Annotated in this window: 18 protein-coding genes; 8 read left to right on the top strand and 10 right to left on the bottom strand. The window is 76.6% G+C overall.

Going from position 1 to position 18,440, the window contains the following annotated elements; translation table 11 throughout:
* Nucleotides 1-81: 81 nt before the first annotated feature.
* Complete coding sequence (locus ACRYM2_RS19585) at nt 82-801, top strand: oxygenase MpaB family protein (protein ID WP_432524108.1); 720 nt, start codon at nt 82-84, stop codon at nt 799-801.
* A gap of 30 nt (nt 802-831) precedes the next feature.
* On the opposite strand, the gene ACRYM2_RS19580 is transcribed toward ACRYM2_RS19585, so the two are convergent.
* The 3 genes from ACRYM2_RS19580 to ACRYM2_RS19570 are packed head-to-tail and all read right to left on the bottom strand — an operon-like array spanning nt 832 to nt 3,008.
* Complete coding sequence (locus ACRYM2_RS19580; protein WP_432524107.1) at nt 832-1,437, bottom strand: MarC family protein; 606 nt, start codon at nt 1,435-1,437, stop codon at nt 832-834.
* Nucleotides 1,434-2,294 carry a PHP domain-containing protein gene (locus tag ACRYM2_RS19575; protein ID WP_432524106.1) on the bottom strand — a complete coding sequence of 287 codons (861 nt, stop codon included), beginning with the start codon at nt 2,292-2,294 and terminating at the stop codon, nt 1,434-1,436. The genes ACRYM2_RS19580 and ACRYM2_RS19575 overlap by 4 nt, the downstream gene beginning before the upstream one ends.
* 45 nt (nt 2,295-2,339) lie before the next feature.
* Entirely contained in the window at nt 2,340-3,008 is a 669-nt protein-coding gene (locus ACRYM2_RS19570; protein ID WP_432524105.1) for a DUF6758 family protein, read from the bottom strand.
* 238 nt (nt 3,009-3,246) lie between these two features.
* On the opposite strand from ACRYM2_RS19570, the gene ACRYM2_RS19565 reads away from it, so the two are divergent.
* Nucleotides 3,247-4,746 (top strand): aminopeptidase P family protein, encoded by a 1,500-nt coding sequence (locus tag ACRYM2_RS19565; RefSeq protein ID WP_432524109.1) that lies wholly within the window; start codon nt 3,247-3,249, stop codon nt 4,744-4,746.
* Between the two features lie 36 nt (nt 4,747-4,782).
* On the opposite strand, the gene ACRYM2_RS19560 is transcribed toward ACRYM2_RS19565, so the two are convergent.
* Together ACRYM2_RS19560 and ACRYM2_RS19555 are read right to left on the bottom strand one after the other, a co-directional pair.
* Nucleotides 4,783-5,580: a YflT domain-containing protein gene (locus ACRYM2_RS19560; RefSeq protein WP_432524104.1), complete on the bottom strand. Its 798-nt coding sequence runs from the start codon at nt 5,578-5,580 to the stop codon at nt 4,783-4,785.
* 163 nt (nt 5,581-5,743) lie between these two features.
* Entirely contained in the window at nt 5,744-6,349 is a 606-nt protein-coding gene (locus ACRYM2_RS19555; RefSeq protein WP_432524103.1) for a Dps family protein, read from the bottom strand.
* A gap of 85 nt (nt 6,350-6,434) precedes the next feature.
* Here ACRYM2_RS19555 and ACRYM2_RS19550 point away from each other — a divergent pair, with 85 nt between their 5' ends.
* The 5 genes from ACRYM2_RS19550 to ACRYM2_RS19530 all read left to right on the top strand — a co-directional run bounded on the left by ACRYM2_RS19550 (nt 6,435) and on the right by ACRYM2_RS19530 (nt 12,585).
* Complete coding sequence (locus ACRYM2_RS19550) at nt 6,435-7,739, top strand: magnesium transporter MgtE N-terminal domain-containing protein (protein ID WP_432524102.1); 1,305 nt, start codon at nt 6,435-6,437, stop codon at nt 7,737-7,739.
* Nucleotides 7,732-8,442: a DUF1003 domain-containing protein gene (locus tag ACRYM2_RS19545; RefSeq protein ID WP_432524101.1), complete on the top strand. Its 711-nt coding sequence runs from the start codon at nt 7,732-7,734 to the stop codon at nt 8,440-8,442. The genes ACRYM2_RS19550 and ACRYM2_RS19545 overlap by 8 nt, the downstream gene beginning before the upstream one ends.
* Entirely contained in the window at nt 8,439-10,193 is a 1,755-nt protein-coding gene (locus tag ACRYM2_RS19540; RefSeq protein WP_432524100.1) for a GspE/PulE family protein, read from the top strand. Before ACRYM2_RS19545 ends, ACRYM2_RS19540 begins: the two co-directional genes overlap by 4 nt.
* A gap of 86 nt (nt 10,194-10,279) precedes the next feature.
* Complete coding sequence (locus tag ACRYM2_RS19535; RefSeq protein WP_432524099.1) at nt 10,280-11,326, top strand: NAD(P)-dependent alcohol dehydrogenase; 1,047 nt, start codon at nt 10,280-10,282, stop codon at nt 11,324-11,326.
* A gap of 113 nt (nt 11,327-11,439) precedes the next feature.
* Entirely contained in the window at nt 11,440-12,585 is a 1,146-nt protein-coding gene (locus ACRYM2_RS19530; protein ID WP_432524098.1) for an Mrp/NBP35 family ATP-binding protein, read from the top strand.
* A 33-nt stretch (nt 12,586-12,618) separates the two neighbouring features.
* Here ACRYM2_RS19530 and ACRYM2_RS19525 read toward each other — a convergent pair whose 3' ends face one another.
* Genes ACRYM2_RS19525 through sigE form a run of 4 tightly spaced genes read right to left on the bottom strand, consistent with a single transcriptional unit; the run spans nt 12,619 to nt 15,877 of the window.
* The gene (locus tag ACRYM2_RS19525) at nt 12,619-13,011 is read right to left on the bottom strand and encodes a twin-arginine translocase TatA/TatE family subunit (protein WP_432524097.1); all 393 of its coding nucleotides are present in this window, start codon (nt 13,009-13,011) and stop codon (nt 12,619-12,621) included.
* 9 nt (nt 13,012-13,020) lie between these two features.
* Nucleotides 13,021-14,472: a S1C family serine protease gene (locus tag ACRYM2_RS19520; protein ID WP_432524096.1), complete on the bottom strand. Its 1,452-nt coding sequence runs from the start codon at nt 14,470-14,472 to the stop codon at nt 13,021-13,023.
* A 23-nt stretch (nt 14,473-14,495) separates the two neighbouring features.
* The gene (locus tag ACRYM2_RS19515) at nt 14,496-15,161 is read right to left on the bottom strand and encodes an anti-sigma factor family protein (RefSeq protein WP_432524095.1); all 666 of its coding nucleotides are present in this window, start codon (nt 15,159-15,161) and stop codon (nt 14,496-14,498) included.
* Nucleotides 15,158-15,877 carry an RNA polymerase sigma factor SigE gene (gene sigE / locus ACRYM2_RS19510; RefSeq protein ID WP_432524094.1) on the bottom strand — a complete coding sequence of 240 codons (720 nt, stop codon included), beginning with the start codon at nt 15,875-15,877 and terminating at the stop codon, nt 15,158-15,160. The genes ACRYM2_RS19515 and sigE overlap by 4 nt, the downstream gene beginning before the upstream one ends.
* A 224-nt stretch (nt 15,878-16,101) precedes the next feature.
* On the opposite strand from sigE, the gene ACRYM2_RS19505 reads away from it, so the two are divergent.
* Nucleotides 16,102-16,758 carry an O-methyltransferase gene (locus tag ACRYM2_RS19505; RefSeq protein ID WP_432524093.1) on the top strand — a complete coding sequence of 219 codons (657 nt, stop codon included), beginning with the start codon at nt 16,102-16,104 and terminating at the stop codon, nt 16,756-16,758.
* Between the two features lie 14 nt (nt 16,759-16,772).
* Here the strand turns inward: ACRYM2_RS19505 and ACRYM2_RS19500 are convergent, their stop codons facing one another.
* On the bottom strand, nt 16,773-18,338 hold the full coding sequence (locus tag ACRYM2_RS19500) for a leucyl aminopeptidase family protein (protein ID WP_432524092.1): 1,566 nt from the start codon (nt 18,336-18,338) through the stop codon (nt 16,773-16,775).
* Between the last annotated feature and the right edge of the window lie 102 nt (nt 18,339-18,440).

Below are 18,440 nucleotides of genomic sequence, written 5' to 3'. Positions count from 1 at the left end.
GACGACGCCGCCTCGGCGGCCCGCGGGGCTCGGCGGCGCCGTCGAGCTGCGATCACGGGCGGTCGCGGTCAGGCTGGGGGCGTGGCAAGAACCGTCGCCGACCAGCTCGTCGCGGCCCGCCGACCCGCGCCCGCCGCGGTGGGCGCGTCGGCGGCCCTGCACGGGTCCGCGACGCTCGAGGTGGCGCTGCTGGCGGCCGGTCTCGTCGAGCAGCGGCACCCGCAGCTGGCCGCCGCCCTCGAGGGTGATCCGCGCCACCGGTGGCAGCGGGTCGCGGACACCGCGGCGCTGCTGCGCGCGGCCGTCGCCGACCCCTGCCGCGCGCTGGCGCTGGCCGCCCGCGAACGGGCGCTGGGCGGTGACCTGCACGTGCGCCCCGGCGGTGACCCCGACGTCCTGGCGCTGCGGCACGCGCTGCGGGTGCACCTGGTGCTGACCACCGCGGCCGCCGCGGGGGCCGGGCCGGACCGGCGCGGGGCCGAGCGCTACGTGCGCGAGCAGCGGACGGCGGGCGTGCTGCTGGGCGCCGAGCCCGACGACCTGGCCGGTGGCCTGGCGGAGCTGGGCGCCGACGTGGCCCGGGTGCGCGCCGCCGTGGAGGCCGCCCCCCGCCCCGCGCCGGCGCTGAGCGCCGTGCCCCCGGTGGAGGAGGGGGGCGCCGGGACGGCTTCGTGGCGGCGGGCCGAGCGCCTCGCGCAGGCCCTCGTGCCGGCCTGGGCCCGCACCGGCCCCGCACCCGTGTCCGCCGACGAGCTGGTGCGGGAGCTGCGGGAGCTGGCGCGCCTGCCCGTGCTGCGCTGAGCGCCGCCGGGCCGCGGGCCCGCAGCGGGTTCAGGCGGCGCCGGTGACGAAGGTCCGCACCGCGTCGGCGACCAGCTGGACGGCGATCGCCGACAGCAGCAGGCCGGCGACGCGGGTGACGAGCAGGACGCCGGAGTCGCCCAGCAGGCGGTGCACCACGCCGGCGAAGCGCATCGCCAGCCACAGCGTGACGTGCACCGCCACGACCCCGGCGGCGACGCCGAGGCGGTCGTCCCAGCCCTCGGCCTGCTGGACGAAGACCATGGTGGCCACGATCGCGCCCGGGCCGGCGAGCAGCGGGGTGCCCAGCGGCACCATGGCCACGTTGACGCCGACGGTGCTCGTCGGCTCGTCGCCCTTGCCGGTGAGCAGCTCCAGGGCGATGAGCAGCAGCAGCAGACCGCCGGCGGCCTGCAGCGCGGGCAGGCTGATGTGCAGGTAGTCGAGGATGCGCTGGCCGAAGAGCGCGAAGGCGATGATGACGCCGAAGGCGACGAACACGGCCTGGCGGGCGGCGCGGGAGCGCTCGGCGGCGCTGAAGGTGCCGGTGAGCCCGAGGAAGATCGGCACGGTCCCCAGCGGGTCCATGATGACGAAGAGCGTGACGAAGCTCTCGCCGAACAGCTGCCAGTTCACGCGGGTGCGACCCCGCCGTCGGCCGGGTGGGCGCGGTGCGCGGCGGCGTCGATGCGCTGCAGCACCTCGGGGTCGGTGGTGTTCTCCCCGAGGCGGTTGCGCTTGCCCGCCCCGTGGTAGTCGCTGGAGCCGGTGACGAACAGCTCCAGGGCGCCCGCGAGCTCGCGCAGGTGGGCGCGCTCGGACTCGGAGTGGTCGCGGTGGTCCACCTCCAGGCCGGCGAGCCCGGCCTCGACGAGGGCCTCGATGTCGGTGTCGCCGATGCAGCTGCCCCGCTTGGAGGCGGCCGGGTGCGCCAGGACGGGCACCCCGCCGGCGGCGCGCACGCGGCGCACCGCGTCGACGGGGTCGGGCGCGCTGTGCGGGACGAAGTACCTGCTGCGCCCGGACAGCAGCGTGGCGAAGGCCTCGTCGCGGTCGGCGACGACCCCGGCGGCGACGAGGGCGTCGGCGATGTGCGGGCGGCCGATGGTGGCCCCGCCGTGCACGTGGTCGAGCACGTGCTCCCAGCGCAGCCCGGTGTCGGGGGTCAGGCGGTCGACCATCCGGCGGGCGCGGGACTCCCGGGAGGTGCGCGAGTCGGTGAGCATGCGCGTGAGGGCCTCGTCCGCGGGGTCGTGGTGGTAGGAGAGCAGGTGCACGGAGACGCCGCCGCGCAGGCAGCTGATCTCCACTCCGGGGACGACACGGACTCCGAGGCGGTCCCCCGCCGCCAGCGCCTGCGACCAGCCCGCGTGGGTGTCGTGGTCGGTGAGCGCCACGACGTCGAGGCCGGCTTCGACGGCGGAGGCGACGACCTCAGCGGGGGGCTGGGTGCCGTCGGACGCCGTGGAGTGCGTGTGCAGGTCGATGCGCACCCCAGGAGCTTACGGCCGGGCGGGCCCCCTCCCGCGCACCGGTGCTCAGGCCCGGGCGGGCTCGACCCGCTCGGCCCACCGCAGCCGGGGCGAGAGCGCCCCGCACGGCACGTCCAGCGCGTGCGCGGGATCGCGCAGGTCCACCAGCCGCAGGTCGTGGAGCAGGGTGAGCCCGGCGGCCGCCGGCCACAGCAGCGCCCACAGCCACACCCCGCCCGCCTCCCCCACCAGGACGGCGTGCTCGCCGCCCGAGGGCACGCTCCACAGCGGCGTCCAGGCGCCGTCGGCGTGCAGCCGGACCGCCGGCGGACCGGTGACCAGGCCGTCACCGGGGTCGACGTCGTCGCGGCCGGCGAGGTGGGCGCCCAGCCCGGTGCCCGGCTGCTCGGAGACCAGCAGCAGGTCGGCCACCCGCGAGCAGCCGGCCGGGCCGCGGTGCGGGCCGCTGACGGCGACGACGACGGCCTGCGCCCCGTGCCGGTCGTCGCGCACGCAGCGGGTGCCCGTGACCAGCCAGTCGTCGGGCAGCGGCCACGGCAGCCAGACCGGTACGTCGGAGTGCCGGGCCACCCAGTCCAGGTGCTCGGCGTCCGCCTGCTGCGCGGGCTGCAGGGGGACCACCTCGCCGTGGACCGCGCAGGTCGCCGAGGAGTGCCAGATGCTGGGTGCCCTCACCGCGTCGTCGCAGCGGGGGCACCTCGCCGTACCGCCCATACCCCACGGTGACCCCGCACCCCGCCCACCGTCAACAGCTGCTCACGCTGGGTCACGAGCGGGCCACCGGGGGACAGCGGGTGCGCCGGCGGAGGATGATGCCGGGGTGAACGCGCAGACGACGCAGGCGACGACCGAGGCGACCGGGGCGACCGGGACGACCGGGGGGAGCACCGGGCAGGCCACCGCGGCGGCGGGCGACCTCCTCGACGTGCAGGCGCCCGAGGGCGAGGGCGCGGTGCTCGCCGGGCCGGCCGCCGACGGGGGCGAGGACGAGGACGCGAAGTCGCACCGGTCCACCCCGCGCTCGGCGGCCTTCCGCCGCTTCATCGCCCAGGGCTGGGGTCCGCGCCCGGCGGAGGCCGCGGACCTCGACGAGGCCGCCCCCTTCGCCGCCCGGCGGCGCGAGGTGCTCTCCTCGCTGTTCCCGCACGAGGTCCTCGTCGTCCCGGCCGGCCCGCTGGTGCGCCGCTCCAACGACACCGACTACCGCTTCCGCCCGCACTCGGCCTTCGCGCACCTGACGGGGCTGGGCACCGACCGCGAGGCCGACGCCGTGCTCGTGCTGCACCCGGCCGGCGAGGGCGGGGACGCGCGCCACGACGCGGTCCTCTACCTGCGCCCGCAGGCCGGCCGCGACTCCGAGGAGTTCTTCGCCGACGCCCGCTACGGGGAGCTGTGGGTGGGCCCGCGCCCGAGCCTGGCCGCGCTGGCGGCCACCACGGGCCTGGACTGCCGCGACATCGCCGCCCTGCCCGACGAGGTCGGCGCCAGCCTGGCCGCGGAGGGCACGCGCGGGCTGCGGCTGGTCCCCGACGCCGACCCGGCCGTCACCGCGCTCGTGACGCCGCTGCGCGCGCAGGCGGCCGCGCGCGCCGACGACGAGCTCGTCACCGCGCTCTCGGAGCTGCGGCTGGTCAAGGACGACTTCGAGGTGGCCCAGCTGCGCGCCGCGGTGGCCGCCAGCGCGCGCGGGTTCGAGGAGGTCGTGCGCGCCCTGCCCCGCGCGGTCGGCCACCCCCGCGGCGAGCGCGTCGTGGAGGCCGCCTTCGACGGCAACGCCCGCGTGGAGGGCAACGGCGTGGGCTACGAGACGATCTCGGCCGCCGGCGACCACGCCTGCACGCTGCACTGGATCCGCAACGACGGCGCGGTGCGGCCCGGTCAGCTGCTGCTGGTGGACGCCGGCGTGGAGGTCGACTCCCTCTACACCGCCGACGTCACCCGCACGCTGCCCGTCGACGGCCGCTTCACCGACGCGCAGCGGCGCGTCTACCAGGCCGTCCTGGACGCCGCGGACGCCGCCTTCGCCGTCGCGAGGCCGGGCGTGCGCTTCCGCGAGGTCCACGAGGCCGCGATGCGCGTGGTCGCCGACCGGCTCTCCGCGTGGGGGATGCTGCCGGTGGACGCCGCGACGTCGCTGGCGCCCGAGGGGCAGTACCACCGCCGCTGGATGCCGCACGGCACCAGCCACCACCTGGGCCTCGACGTGCACGACTGCGCGCAGGCGCGGCGGGAGATGTACCTGGACGCCGAGCTGCGCGAGGGCATGGTCTTCACCATCGAGCCCGGCATCTACATCAAGAGCGAGGACGAGCTCGCACCGGCGGAGCTGCGCGGCATCGGGGTGCGCATCGAGGACGACGTCCTCGTGACCGCCGACGGCGTGGAGAACCTCACCGCGGCCCTGCCGCGCGAGGCCGACGCCGTCGAGGCGTGGATGGCCTCGCTGCGCTGAGCGCGGCAGCGCCGGGCGCGGCGGCGGGGCGGGCGGTCAGCCGTCCTGGCCGCCGCGCTCCCCGCGGGCGGCCTGCTCCTCGGCCGCGCGGCGGGCCCGGCGGGCCTCCTCGACCTTCTGCGCGTAGGTGGGACCGGACAGGTCCATCTGCACCTCCGGCTCCTCCTGGCGCACCGGCGGCGGCGGCTGGTGGGCCGGGGCGCTGCCGGGCGAGGGCGGCGGCATGCTGCCGGTCGGCGCCTGCGGGCCGGGGCCCCAGCCGCCGGGGCGGGCCGTGGGGTCGGGAGCCCCCCACTGCGAGCCGCCCTGCACCCCGGTGGACCCGGGTCCCTGCGCGCGGCCCAGGCCGTTGGGCAGCCGGCCCAGCACCTCGCGCGCCTGGCCCGCCATCTGGGGCAGGCACAGCACCAGGTACTCCGAGGCCACGATCTGGCTGGAGGAGGTGAAGTCGCGCCGGCCACCGGTCAGGGCGTAGGAGATGACGCCGAAGAGCATGCCGAAGCCGGCGCCCACGAGGACGCCGGTCAGCAGCGCCCCGCTGCCCCCGCCGCCGAAGACGGAGAGCATGAGGCCGATGAGCAGGCCGAACCAGGCGCCCGAGGCGGCCCCCGCCCCGGCGGCGCGCCCGTAGGTGAGCCGTCCGGTGACGCGCTCGACCATCTGCAGGCCGTTGCCCACGATGGTCACGTTCTGCACCGGGAAGTGCTCGTCGGAGAGGAAGTCGACGGCGCGCTGCGCCTCGGAGTAGGTGGCGTAGCGCCCGATCGCCTCCCCCTGCGGCGGCGTGGGGGTGGTGACCCGTTGCGGACCACCCATGGGCCCGAGGTTCGACATCGCGACATCCTCACCGGTTCTCGTCCCGCGGCTGCTCCGCGGGATCGGGTGTCGATCTTGTCAGCGCCGGGGCGGCGCGGGCTCTCGACACCTGCTCCAACGCGGACGCACCGCGCGCGGTGCCCGCGGGCGGCCGGGGCGCGGGCGCCGGGCGCTCAGGCGCTCAGGCGGTCTGGCGCTTGGCGCCGGCCCGCTCCCCCGCCTGCCGCTTGGCCTGCCGCTCGGTCTCGGCGCCGGCCGTGGACAGCTGCCCGCCGGAGGTCTCCAGGTGCGCGCGCACGAACCAGTGGAACTGCTCCAGCTGGGCGGACTGCGCGATGAGCATGTCCTCGGTGATCGGGTCCAGCTCGCCGGCCGTCTCGATGGCGCGGCGGTGGTCCTCGATGACACCGGCGTAGACGAGGTCGAGGGCGCCGAGGTGCTCGATGGCGCCGGCGCGGCCCACGGAGTAGTCGTCCCAGCCGCGGTCGGCGACGAGGGCGCCGGGGGTGCCGATGGGCGACAGGCCCAGCGTGGCGATGCGCTCGGCGGTGGTGTCCGCCATCAGCCGCACGGCGTCGACCTGGGGGTCGAGCATCTCGTGGACGGCGACGAAGTGCGGGCCGACGACGTTCCAGTGCACGTGCTTGAGCGTCAGGTGCAGGTCGGTGAGGGCGTTGAGGCGGTCCTGCAGCACCGCCGCGACCTGGGCGCCCTGCTCGGTGCTCAGCCCGGGGACCGTGTAGAGGGGCGCGCCCTCCGACTTCAGCTTCTTGCTCTCCTTGGCCATGGCGTCACCGTAGGAGCGCCGTGGGCGGCCCGCGCGGCGAAACGGGCGGTCGGGCGGTGCGCCGTCGGCCACTAGATTGGCGGGCGTGACCGGTCCCACCACGCGCGTCTTCGCCGCCCGACTCGCGGGGACGGCGGTCTTCGACCCGCAGGGCGACCAGGTCGGCCGGGTCCGCGACGTCGTCGGCCTGCTGCGCCCGCGCGGCCCGCTGCGCGTCATCGGGCTGGTCGTCGAGGTGCCCGGCCGCCGCCGGGTCTTCGTGCCCATGACGCGGGTGACCAGCGTGGACACCGGCCAGGTGCTGACGACGGGCCTGGTGAACATGCGCCGCTTCGAGCAGCGGCGCACCGAGACGCTGCTGCTGGCCGAGCTGCTGGACCGCACGGTGGAGCTGGCCGACGGCAGCGGCGCGGCCACCATCGAGGACCTCGCGATGGAACCGGTGCGCGCGCGCGACTGGCAGCTGACGAAGCTGTTCGTGCGCCGCGGCGCCGCCCCGCGCGGGCTGTCGGGCCGGCTGCGCCGGCGCGGGGAGACGATGACGGTCGACGTCGACGCCGTCGTCGGCCTGACCGTCCCCGACGCCGACCAGGGCGCGACGAACCTGCTGGCGGCCTTCGAGGAGCTCAAGGCCACCGACCTGGCCGAGGTCATCCACGAGCTGACCCCCAAGCGCCGGCGCGAGGTCGCCGCCGCCCTCGACGACGAGCGGCTGGCGGACGTGCTGGAGGAGCTGCCCGAGGACGACCAGGTGGAGATCCTCTCGGCGCTGGAGGGCGACCGCGCCGCGCACGTGCTGGAGGAGATGCAGCCCGACGACGCCGCCGACCTGCTCTCGGACCTGCCCGCCGAGCAGGCCGAGCGGCTGCTGGCGCTCATGGAGCCCGACGACGCGGCCCCGGTGCGCCGGCTGCTGGCCTACGACGAGCACACCGCGGGCGGTCTCATGACCACCGACCCGGTGGTCCTGGCCCCCGACGACACCGTCGCCGAGGCCCTGGCGCACGTGCGCCGCGCCGAGCTGCCCTCGCCGCTGGCCACGGCCGTCTACGTGTGCCGGCCGCCGCTGGAGACGCCCACCGGCCGCTACCTGGGCACCGCGCACCTGCAGCGGCTGCTGCGCGAGCCGCCGCAGACGCCGCTGGGGCAGATCCTCGACGACGACGTGGACGCGCTCTCGCCGGAGGAGGGCCTGCAGGCGGTGACCCGCCAGCTGGCCGCCTACAACCTCGTCTCGCTGCCCGTCGTCGACGAGGACGGGCACCTGCTGGGCGCGGTGACCGCCGACGACGTCCTCGACCACCTGCTGCCGGAGGACTGGCGGGAGGCCGAGGGGGAGGTCTTCCACCACGCCGGTCAGCGCGGCGCCTCGGCGGTGACCCGTGGCTGACCGCGAACCGCGGGTGCCGCGCCGCTCCCCCCGCCGCGCCCGGGCCGAGTCCGTCTCGCTGGACGTGCCCCGCGAGACGCGGCGCCAGCTGCTGGCGCGCCCCCAGGTGGACCCGGACGCCTTCGGGCGGGCCTCGGAGAAGTTCGCCCGCTTCATGGGCACCGGCCGCTTCCTCGTCTACATGACCGGGTTCGTGGCGGTGTGGCTGGCGTGGAACACCTTCGCCCCGGAGAGCGTGCAGTTCGACCCGCGGGCGCTGAACTACACGCTGCTGACGCTCATCCTGTCCCTGCAGGCCTCCTACGCCGCTCCGCTGATCCTGCTGGCGCAGAACCGCCAGGACGACCGCGACCGCGTCCTCAACGAGCAGGACCGCTCCCGCGACGAGCGCGCGCTCGCCGACACCGAGTACCTGACCCGCGAGGTGGCGGCGCTGCGCATCGCGCTGCGCGACGTCGCCACCCGCGACTTCGTGCGCTCGGAGCTGCGCGCGGTCCTGGAGGAGCTGCGCGACGAGGACGAGGGCGCTCCGGTGCGCGAGGGCAAGCGCAAGGGCGGCAAGAAGCGCAAGCGGGCCGCCGAGCCCGGCGCGGAAGCGCCCGGGCCCGCACCGGCGCCCCCCTCCGGTGCGGAGGCCGCTGACCCGTCCGGCCCAGCGGGGACCTCAAGCGGTGAGCAGGACGTGCCGACACCCAACGGGTGACGACTCTCGACGCCGCCCCGGGGGCTGTCCCCGCGCAGCCGGGCCAGCCGGCCACCCAGGTCCGCCGGCGCCTGGGTGACGTGCTCGTCGAGAAGGGCCTGCTGCTGCCGGAGGACCTCGACGTCGCGCTGGCCGAGCAGCGCAACATGGAGGGCCCGCGCCGGCGCCTGGGGCAGATCCTCGTCGAGCTGGGGATGGTCTCCGAGGGCGAGCTGGCGCAGTGCCTGGCCGAGCTGCTGCAGCTGGAGCACGTCGACCTGTCCCGGCTGAGCCTGTCCCCCGACGTCGTGCGCCTGCTGCCGCGCGCGGTCGCCGAGCGCTGCCGCGTGCTGGTGCTCGACAAGACGCCGGAGTACCTGCTCGTCGCGGCCGCCGACCCCACGAACGTCCTGGCCCTGGACGACGTGAAGCTCTACACGCGCACCCCCGAGCTGCACGTCGTCGTCGCGCCGGACTCCCAGATCCGCGACCACCTGGCCCGCGCCTGGTCGCTGACCGAGGACACCACCCAGGTCTCGCGGATGGTCGAGGAGGCCTCCGACGACGACGACGAGGACCCGCTGGCGGCCCTCAACGGCTCCGTCGACGACGACGCCCCCATCGTCAAGCTCGTCAACCGCATCCTGTCCGACGCCGTGCGGCTGCGCTGCTCCGACATCCACCTGGAGTCCCAGCGCGACCAGCTGCGCGTGCGCTTCCGCATCGACGGCCTGCTGCGCGACGTGATGTCGGCGCCCAAGCGGGTGGCGCCGAGCGTCATCAGCCGCATCAAGATCATCTCCGGGCTGGACATCTCCGAGCGCCGCATCCCCCAGGACGGGCGCACCCGCGTCACGGTGGACGGCGCGGCCATCGACTGCCGCGTCTCGACGCTGCCGGCGCTGCACGGGGAGAAGGTCGTCATCCGCCTGCTCACCCGCGGCGACGACGTGCCGTCGCTGCCCTCGCTGGGCTTCGAGCCCGAGCAGCTGGAGATCTTCGAGAAGGCCCTCAGCGTCCCGCAGGGCCTGGTGCTCATCACCGGCCCCACCGGCTCCGGCAAGACGAACACCCTGTACGCCGCCATCCACGCGACGATGTCGCCGGAGAAGAACATCATCACCCTCGAGGACCCCGTCGAGGTCCAGCTGCCCGGCATCACCCAGGTGCAGGTGCACGCCAAGGTCGGCATGACGTTCTCGGCCGGTCTGCGCTCGGTGCTGCGCCAGGACCCCGACATCGTCCTCATCGGCGAGGTCCGCGACTCCGAGACCGCCGAGCTGGCCCTGAAGGCCTCGATGACCGGTCACCTGGTGCTGACCACCCTGCACACCAACTCAGCGGTCGGTGCGCTGACGCGCCTGGTCGACATGGGCGCCGCGCCGTTCCTCGTCGCCAGCTCGCTGACGGCCGCGATCGCGCAGCGCCTGGTGCGCCGCCCCTGCGACTCCTGCGCCGACGGCTACATCCCCGACGACGACGTCCTGGCCCTGCTGGGCCTGACGATCGAGGACATCCTCGACGCCACGCCGCTGAAGGGCACCGGCTGCCCCGAGTGCGGCGGCACCGGCTACCGCGGCCGCACAGCGGTCTACGAGGTCCTCGACGTGACCCCGAGCATGCGCAAGGTGCTCATGAGCGACGCCACCGAGTCGGCGCTGCTGGCCGAGGCCGAGCGGATCGGCATGAAGACGCTGCGCCAGTCGGCGCTGGCGAAGGCCATGCGCGGGGAGACGACCTTCGAGGAGGTCGTGCGCGTGACGGCCGGCTGAACCTTCCCCGACACCTGTCGCGCTACTCGGTGCCGCAGACGTAGGCTCCTCGGCGTCGGACCACTCGTCGAGGAGAGGAGACAGACGTGCGCGCTGTCCAGTACCGGACCATCGGGGGCGCCCCGGAGGTCGTGGAGATCGAGAAGCCGACCCCCGGCCCCGGCCAGGTGCTCCTGGAGGTCACGGCCGCCGGCATCTGCCACTCGGACGACTTCATCATGGGCCTGCCCGAGAAGCAGTACGTCTACGGCCTGCCGCTGACGCTGGGCCACGAGGGCGCCGGTCGCGTCGTGGAGCTGGGCTCCGGCGTCGAGGGCCTGGAGCTCGGTACGAACGTCGTCGTCTACGGCCCCTGGGGCTGCGGCACCTGCCTGGCGTGCGCGCAGGGCAAGGAGAACTACTGCCCGCGCGCGGCGGAGCTGGGCATCGCCCCGCCCGGGCTCGGCTCGCCCGGCGCGCTCGCGGAGTACATGCTCGTCGACTCCCCGCGCCACCTCGTCCCGATCGGCGACCTGGACCCGGTGCGGACCGTGCCGCTCACCGACGCCGGGCTCACCCCGTACCACGCGATCAAGCGCTCCCTGGGCAAGCTGCGCGCCGGCTCCACCGCCGTCGTCATCGGCGCCGGTGGCCTGGGCCACCTCGCCGTCCAGATCCTGCGGGCGCTGTCGCCGGCGCGCGTGGTCGCCCTGGACGTCACCGAGGAGAAGCTGGCCCTGGCCACGGCGGTCGGCGCGCACGACGTCGTGCTCTCCGACGCCGACGCGGCGGCGAACGTGCGCTCCCTGCTCGGCGGCCGCGGCGCCCAGCTCGTGCTCGACTTCGTCGGCGCGCAGCCCACCATCGACACCGCGATGGCCGTCGCGGACGTGGAGTCCGACGTCACCATCGTCGGCATCTCCAGCACGCCCGCCGCCGCCCAGGTCGGCTTCTTCCGCCAGGCCTACGAGGCGTCGGTGACGGTGCCGTACTGGGGCAGCCGCGGCGAGCTCATCGAGCTGGTCGAGCTGGCCCACCGGGGCGTCTTCGACGTGCACACCGAGACGTTCCCGCTGGCCGACGCCCCGAAGGCCTACGAGCGCCTGCACGAGGGCACGCTCAGCGGCCGCGCGGTCGTCGTCCCCTCCCTCTGAGGCGCCGGGCGCCGGCCCGGGCCCCCGGGCCGGCGGTCCCGGCCGCCGGCGGCCCGCCGGTGCGGTGATCGGCCGGTCGGGCCCCCGGGCACCCGGCCACGTACCCTGGCGCCATGCCGCCCACGCCCACCTCCGACAGCGTGCGCGAGGGCGTCCTGCGCGCCCTGGCCACCGTCGACGACCCCGAGCTGCACCGCCCCATCACCGACCTCGGGATGGTCGACGGCGTCGACGTCGACGCCGACGGCCTGGTGGACGTGCGGGTGCTGCTGACGATCGCCGCCTGCCCGATGCGCGACACCCTCACGCGCGAGGTCACGGCGGCCGTGCGCACCGTCGAGGGCGCCCGCGGCGTCCGCGTGCACTTGGGCGAGATGACCGCCGAGCAGCGGCGCGGCCTCACGGAGAAGGTGCGCGGCACCACCGGCGCCGCCCCGACCATCCCCTTCAACGCCCCGGGCAGCCTCACCCGCGTCTACGCCGTCGCCTCCGGCAAGGGCGGCGTCGGCAAGTCCAGCGTGACGGTGAACCTGGCGGCGGCGATGGCCGCCGACGGCCTGCGGGTGGGGGTCCTGGACGCCGACGTGCACGGCTTCTCGGTGCCGCGCCTGCTCGGGGTGACCGGCAGGCCCACCCGCGTCGACAACATGATCATCCCGCCCACCGGCCACGGCGTGCGGGTCATCTCGATCGGGATGTTCGTGCCCGGCAACGAGCCCGTCGCCTGGCGCGGGCCCATGCTGCACCGGGCGCTGCAGCAGTTCGCCAGCGAGGTGCACTGGGGCGACCTGGACGTGCTGCTGCTGGACCTGCCGCCCGGCACCGGCGACATCGCGATCAGCGTGGCGCAGCTGCTGCCGCGCGCCGAGGTGCTCGTCGTGACCACCCCGCAGGTGGCGGCCGCGGAGGTCGCCGAGCGCGCCGGCGCGGTGGCCGCGCAGACCGAGCAGCGGCTGGTCGGCGTCGTGGAGAACATGAGCTGGCTGCAGCTGCCCGACGGTCAGCGCATGGAGGTCTTCGGCTCCGGCGGCGGGGCGCGGGTCGCGGACTCGCTGAGCGCCCGCCTGGGCACGGACGTGCCGCTGCTGGGTCAGGTGCCGATGGACGTCGCGCTGCGCGAGGGCGGCGACGAGGGGCTGCCCGTCGTGCTGCGGGCGCCGGACTCCCCCGCGGCGGTCGTCCTGCGCGAGCTGGCGCGCACGCTCGCCCGCCGCCCCCGCGGCCTGGCCGGGCGCAAGCTGGGCGTCAGCGTCGCCTGAACCCGCGACCGGGGCGCGGCCGGGAGCGGGAGCTCAGGTCGCGTCCTCGTCGTAGGGCACCGGCGACGGCTCGGCCGCGGGCCGGGCCGACTTCTTGCCGAGGTCCACGCCCGTGCGCCCGCCCGCCGCGGTCGAGCCCGACCCGGGCTTGGCCGGCGCGTCGTCGTCCTCCCACGCCTCGCTGAGCGCGTCGCGCACGATGCGGCGCGGGTCGTACTGGCGCGGGTCGAGCTTCTGCCAGTCGATGTCGTCGAACTCCGGACCGAGCTCCTCGCGCATCTGCGCCTGCGCGCCCTTGGCGAACCGGCGCGCCGACTTCACCAGCGACGCCAGCTGCTCGGCGTAGTGCGGCAGCCGCTCGGGTCCGAGGATCACGAGCGCCACGACGAGGAGGACGAGGAACTCGCCCCCGTTGATGCCGAACACGCAGCGATCCTAGCCGTCGGCTTCGAGGGTCACGGGCACCTCGGTGGTCGAACCGCCCCGGCGCACCGTCAGGGTCACCGTCTCGCCGGGTTCGCGGGCCCGGATGTCGACGATGAGCTCGACGGCCTCGGTCACCGGCCTGCCGTCGATGGCGAGCACGACGTCACCCGGTCGCAGCCCCGCGCGATCGCCCGGACCGCCCGGCGCCACCGCGTCGGGGGCGTCGGCGATGCGCACGCCCTCCCCGGTGTAGCCGCTGTCCAGCGACACCCGGATCACCGGGTGCTCCGCGCGGCCGGTGCGGATGAGCTGCTCGGCGGTGCGGCGGGCCTGCTCGGAGGGGATGGAGAAGCCCAGGCCGATGCTGCCCGTCGTCGAGGTCGCCCCCGGCAGCGAGGCGATCGCGGAGTTGACCCCCACCACCTGGCCCGCGGCGTTGAGCAGCGGGCCGCCGGAGTTGCCCGGGTTGATGGCCGCGTCGGTCTGGATGGCCTGGATGTAGGAGGCGTCCTCGGCGGACCCCCCCGCCGACACCGGCCGGTTGAGCGCCGAGACGATCCCCTCGGTGACGGTGCCCTGCAGGCCCAGCGGTGCGCCGACCGCCACGACCGGGTCGCCCACGACGACCGCCGAGGAGTCGCCCATCGGCAGCGCCCGCAGGCCGTCGCGCTCGACCCGCACGACGGCCAGGTCGTAGGAGACGTCGGCGCCGACGACCTCGCCGGCCACCTGCACGCCGTCCTGGAAGACGACGGTGACGCCGTCCTCGTAGGCGCCCGCGACGACGTGGTTGTTGGTGAGGACGAACGCGGAGCCGCCCGCGGAGGCGTCGAGCACGAAGCCCGAGCCCGTGCCCCGCCCCTCGGCGCCCTCCACCTGCAGCGCCACGACGCTGGGCAGCGCGGCGGCGGCGATGCCGGCGACGCTCCCGCTCGGGCGGTCCGTGGAGGCGGGGGCCGGCGAGGGGATGCTCACCGACGGGTACGTGCCCGTGCCGCCCTCGGACAGCTCCTCCTGCAGCAGCGCCCCGGCGAAGCCGCCGCCGACGCCCAGCACGAGCACGGCGGTGGCGGTCCCGATCCAGCGCGCCGGCTGCCCGCGGCGGCGTCCCGGGCCGCCGTCCCGCGGACCGCGCGCGGGGTCGCGGTAGGGGTCGTCCCATCCCGGCAGCGGTGCACCGCCGAACCCCGGCCCGGGCTGGGCGCCCCCGTCGGGACCCGGCCAGGCACCGGGCGCGGGCCCCGTGGGCGCCTGCGGCGGGAACGCGTCGTGCCCGGCGTGCTGACCCGCCTGCTGACCCGCCTGCTGACCGCCCGGCTGCCACCACGGCGAGGACCCGCCCGCGGGGGCGCTGGGCGGACCGGCCCAGGGGTCGCGCTCGGCCGGCTCGGCCCAGCCCTCGGGAGCGGGACGCTGGTAGGGGTCGCCCCGGCCGTCGCCGGGACCGGACGGTGTCGTCATCGCGCGCTCGTGTCCTCGGCGGTTCAGCGGGCGGCGGGCGCCGCGGGCGCCGCGCCGGTCGGCACGCTCGTCGGGGCGCCGGCCGCGGGTGCGCTCGCGCCGGGCGACGGCGCGACGGGCGACGGCGCGACGGGACGGCTGACGGGCGTGCTGGGCGGCGTGCCCGTGGACGTGCTGCCGGACGTGCCGGTGGACGTGGCCGAGGGCCTGGTGCGCAGCTCCGCGACGGGTGCCGGCGCGTCGCCGCCGGGCGTCCCGAGCACGAGCACGCCGACGATCCCCGCGCCCAGCAGGGAGAAGGTCCCGGCGAGGGCGGCGGCCACCGGGCGGCGCCGCGCGCGGCGGCCGGCGGGCCGGCGGGCGGTGCCGCGCGGCCGAGCGCGGACCGGGTCGGTGCGCGAGGGCGGGGCGGTGCCCACCACGGGGCGCGCGGGCACGGCCATCGGCGCGTCGCGCGGCGGCAGCGGCCCGCTGGGCCCGCCGATGTCGAGCAGGCGCACGAGCAGGTCCTGGGACGGCTGCGGTTCGGCGAGGGCCTGCAACCGCGCCTTGACGAGGCGCTCGGACTCCACGGCACCCGCGCAGTCGGGGCAGGCGCGCAGGTGCTCGTGGGCGCGGGCCACGGCGTCCGCCGCGAGCCGCCCGTCGAGCAGCGGGCTGACCCGCGTGCCGAGGTGCGGACCGCTCACGGCTTCTCCTCGCCGTAGGCGAGGCGGACGGGGGCGGCGGGGCGGGGCGCCCGGTGCGCGAGCGCGGCGCGCAGCTGGGCGCGGCCGCGGTGGATGCGGGAGCGGACGGTGCCCAGCTTCACGCCGAGCGTGGCCGCGATCTCCTCGTAGGACAGGCCCTCGATGTCGCACAGGACGACGACGGCGCGGAAGTCCGGCGGCAGGGCGTCCAGCGCGCTCTGCACGTCGTCGTCGAGGTTGCGGTGCTCGAAGGCGCGCTCGGGGCCGTGGTCGGTGCTCGGCAGCTTGTCCCCGGCGTCCTCGGCGAGGGCGTCGAAGCGGATGCGCTGCTTGCGGCGGACCTGGTCGAGGAAGAGGTTCGTCGTGATGCGGTGCAGCCAGCCCTCGAAGGTGCCCGGCTGGTAGCTGGACAGCGAGCGGAAGACCCGGACGAAGACCTCCTGGGTGAGGTCCTCGGCGTCGTGCCGGTTGCCGGTCAGGCGGTAGGCCAGGCGGTACACCCGCGCGGAATGGTCGCGCACGACCTCCTCCCACGTCGGCGGCACCCACGTGGAGACGGCGGCGGCGGGCGACAGGGAGGCGCTGCCGGCACGGGCGTCGGCGCGCGCGCCTGCGGTCTCGGCAGGACGACCGGCTGGGCCGGGGTCGTCGCTCACGGTGCTCCTCCTGGAACGGGCGGGGAAGGGGGCCGCGAACGGCACCGCCACTGCTCCCATGGTCTCCCACTCCCCTCGCTCGGGCCAGTTCCCGGTGCTTCTTTCCGCCGGTCGGCGTCCTGGTGTCCAACGCAGGGCGGACGCACCCGGTTCCCCGCTCCCCCCGCGGGGGGACGACGCGCGGCAGCGGCCCGGCCCGGCCCGGCCCGGGACCACGAGTGCTCACGGGCCGGTCCACGGCGTTCACTGATCGTGAGCGGACGGGGGTGGACTAGATTGCGCAGGTGCCGTCGCCCACGAGCCGAACGACCGCCAAGCAGCCCGCCAGCTGGGCCTTCACCGAGCAGTTCGTCGCCGAGGACGACGTGCTGCAGCGGGCGCGCGAGCGCGCCGCCGACCTGGGGGTCGAGCCGGTCAGCACGGGGGTGGCGGCGACGCTGACCGTGCTCGCGGCCGCCACGCGGGCCCGCACGGTCGTGGAGGTCGGCACCGGGACCGGGGTGTCGACCCTGTGCCTGCTGCGGGGCATGGGCGAGGACGGCGTGGTGACCACGATCGACTCCGACGCCGAGGCGCAGCGCGCCGCGCGGGAGGCCGTCGCCGACGACGGCATCCGCACCAACCGGGCGCGGCTGATCAACGGCCGCGCGCTGGAGGTGCTGCCGCGCCTGACCGACGCCGCCTACGACCTCGTGCTGCTCGACGGCGACGAGCGCGAGTACTCCGCGTACCTGGAGCAGGCGCTGCGGCTGCTGCGCCCCGGCGGGCTGCTCGTCGTCGACGACGCGCTGTGGAAGGGCAAGGTCGCCGACCCCGCGGCCCGGGACGCCTCCACCGTCGCGCTGCGCGAGGTGGGGCGCACCGTCCTGGAGGACGGCAACTGGTACCCGACGCTGCTGCCCACCGGCGACGGCCTGCTGCTGGCCGTCAAGCACGGCTGACCGCCGCCGGCGCCTCAGGCGCGGGCCGTCGCCTCCAGCCACTCCAGCAGCACCCGGGCGCCGAAGCCCGTCGCGCCGCGCCCGACCTCGTGCTCGGCGCCGTCCGCGCGGCCCGTGCCGGCGATGTCCAGGTGCGCCCAGCGGCGGCCGCCGGTGAACGGGCGCAGGAACAGCGCGGCCAGGATCGACCCCGCCCCCGCGCCCGGTGCGCCCGCGACCTGGCGGGCGTCGGCGACCTCGGAGTCGATGAGGCCGGCGTAGTCGTCGACCAGCGGCATCCGCCACAACCGCTCGCCGGTGGCCGCCGAGGCCTCCAGCAGCTCGGCGGCCAGGGCGTCGTCGGTGGCGTACAGCGGCGCGTGCCGCTTGCCGAGCCCCAGGGCCGCCGCCCCGGTGAGGGTGGCGACGTCCACGAGGACGTCGGGCTGCAGCACCGCGTCGGCGTAGGCCAGCGCGTCGCCCAGCACCAGCCGCCCCTCGGCGTCGGTGTTGTTGACCTCGGTGGTGCGCCCGCCGTAGTGCGTGACGACGTCGCCGGGGCGGTAGGAGCTCGCGCCGAGGGCGTTCTCGGCCAGGGCCAGCAGGCCGGTGACCTTGACGGGCAGCTGGAGCCGGGACGCGGCCGCCACGACGGCCAGCACCACGCCCGCCCCGGCCATGTCCGTCTTCATGGCCACCATCGACTCGCGCGGCTTCAGGCCCAGCCCGCCGGTGTCGTAGGTGATGCCCTTGCCGACGAGGACGACGTGCGGCACCCCGGTGCGCCCGCGCGGGGCGTGCTGCACCTGCACCAGCGCCGGCGGGGAGGCCGAGCCGGCGCCGACGGCGAGCAGGCCGCCGAAGCCCTCGCGGCGCAGCCGGTCGGCGTCGCGGACCTCCACCTCCAGCCGCGCTGCGGCGGCCACCTCGCGCGCCTGCGCGGTCATCCACGCGGGGTCCTTGAGGTTGGACGGGGTGGCGGCCAGGTCGCGGGCCAGGACGGTGGCCGCGGCGGTCGTCTCGGCGTGGCGCACGTCGGCGACCGCCACCTCGCCCAGCAGCAGCAGGCGCCGCCGCGCCGGGGCGTCGCCGGAGGCCTTGCGCCCGCTGGCGGGCGGGCTGTGGGAGGCGAGCAGGAACCCCTCGACGACCGCGCGCACCCCGGCGGGGCCGACGCCGTCGGCGAGGGTGGTGGCGACGTCGGCGGTGCGGCCGGCGGCGCGCGCCAGCGCCGCCCCGGCGCGGCGCAGGGCCAGCGGGGAGGAGTCGCCGACGCCCACGACGAGCAGCCGGCGCGGGTTTCCGGCGGGAGCGGCGACCGGCAGCCGGGTCGCGCTGCCGGGCTCGGCGCCGGCCTCCTCGGCGGCGCACTCGGCGGCCAGGTCGAGGTCGTAGCGCAGCGCGGCGTCGGCGGCCCCCGGACGCGGCTGGACGGGGAGGCCCTCCGCGTGGCCGGGGGCGATCGGGACGGCGAGGACGTCGAAGCCCGCGAGGTCGGCGGCGGCCAGGCCGCCGCGGCGCACCTCGACGACGGGCGGTGCCCAGCGCCGCAGCTCGGGGGCTGCGGCCTGCACGGGCGGGGGTGCGGGAGGGGTGCTCACGGGACGTCCTGCCTGTTCGCGTCGATCGAGGGGTCGCGGGGTGGGTGGCCGCACCGGCGGCCGGACGGGGGCGGGGACGGCGCGGGGCGGGCACCGCTCGGT

Source organism: Kineococcus aridisoli (assembly GCF_050871885.1).
GTDB lineage: Bacteria > Actinomycetota > Actinomycetes > Actinomycetales > Kineococcaceae > Kineococcus.
This window is presented reverse-complemented; position numbering and strand designations above follow the sequence as displayed.

Excerpts from the sequence above, each read along its gene's own strand:
- ACRYM2_RS19530 (WP_432524098.1), top strand. The coding sequence starts at position 11,440 with ATGCCGCCCACGCCCACCTCCGACAGCGTGCGCGAGGGCGTCCTGCGC.
- ACRYM2_RS19560 (WP_432524104.1), bottom strand. The coding sequence starts at position 5,580 with ATGTCGAACCTCGGGCCCATGGGTGGTCCGCAACGGGTCACCACCCCC.
- ACRYM2_RS19555 (WP_432524103.1), bottom strand. The coding sequence starts at position 6,349 with ATGGCCAAGGAGAGCAAGAAGCTGAAGTCGGAGGGCGCGCCCCTCTAC.
- sigE (WP_432524094.1), bottom strand. The coding sequence starts at position 15,877 with ATGGGAGCAGTGGCGGTGCCGTTCGCGGCCCCCTTCCCCGCCCGTTCC.
- ACRYM2_RS19520 (WP_432524096.1), bottom strand. The coding sequence starts at position 14,472 with ATGACGACACCGTCCGGTCCCGGCGACGGCCGGGGCGACCCCTACCAG.
- ACRYM2_RS19570 (WP_432524105.1), bottom strand. The coding sequence starts at position 3,008 with ATGGGCGGTACGGCGAGGTGCCCCCGCTGCGACGACGCGGTGAGGGCA.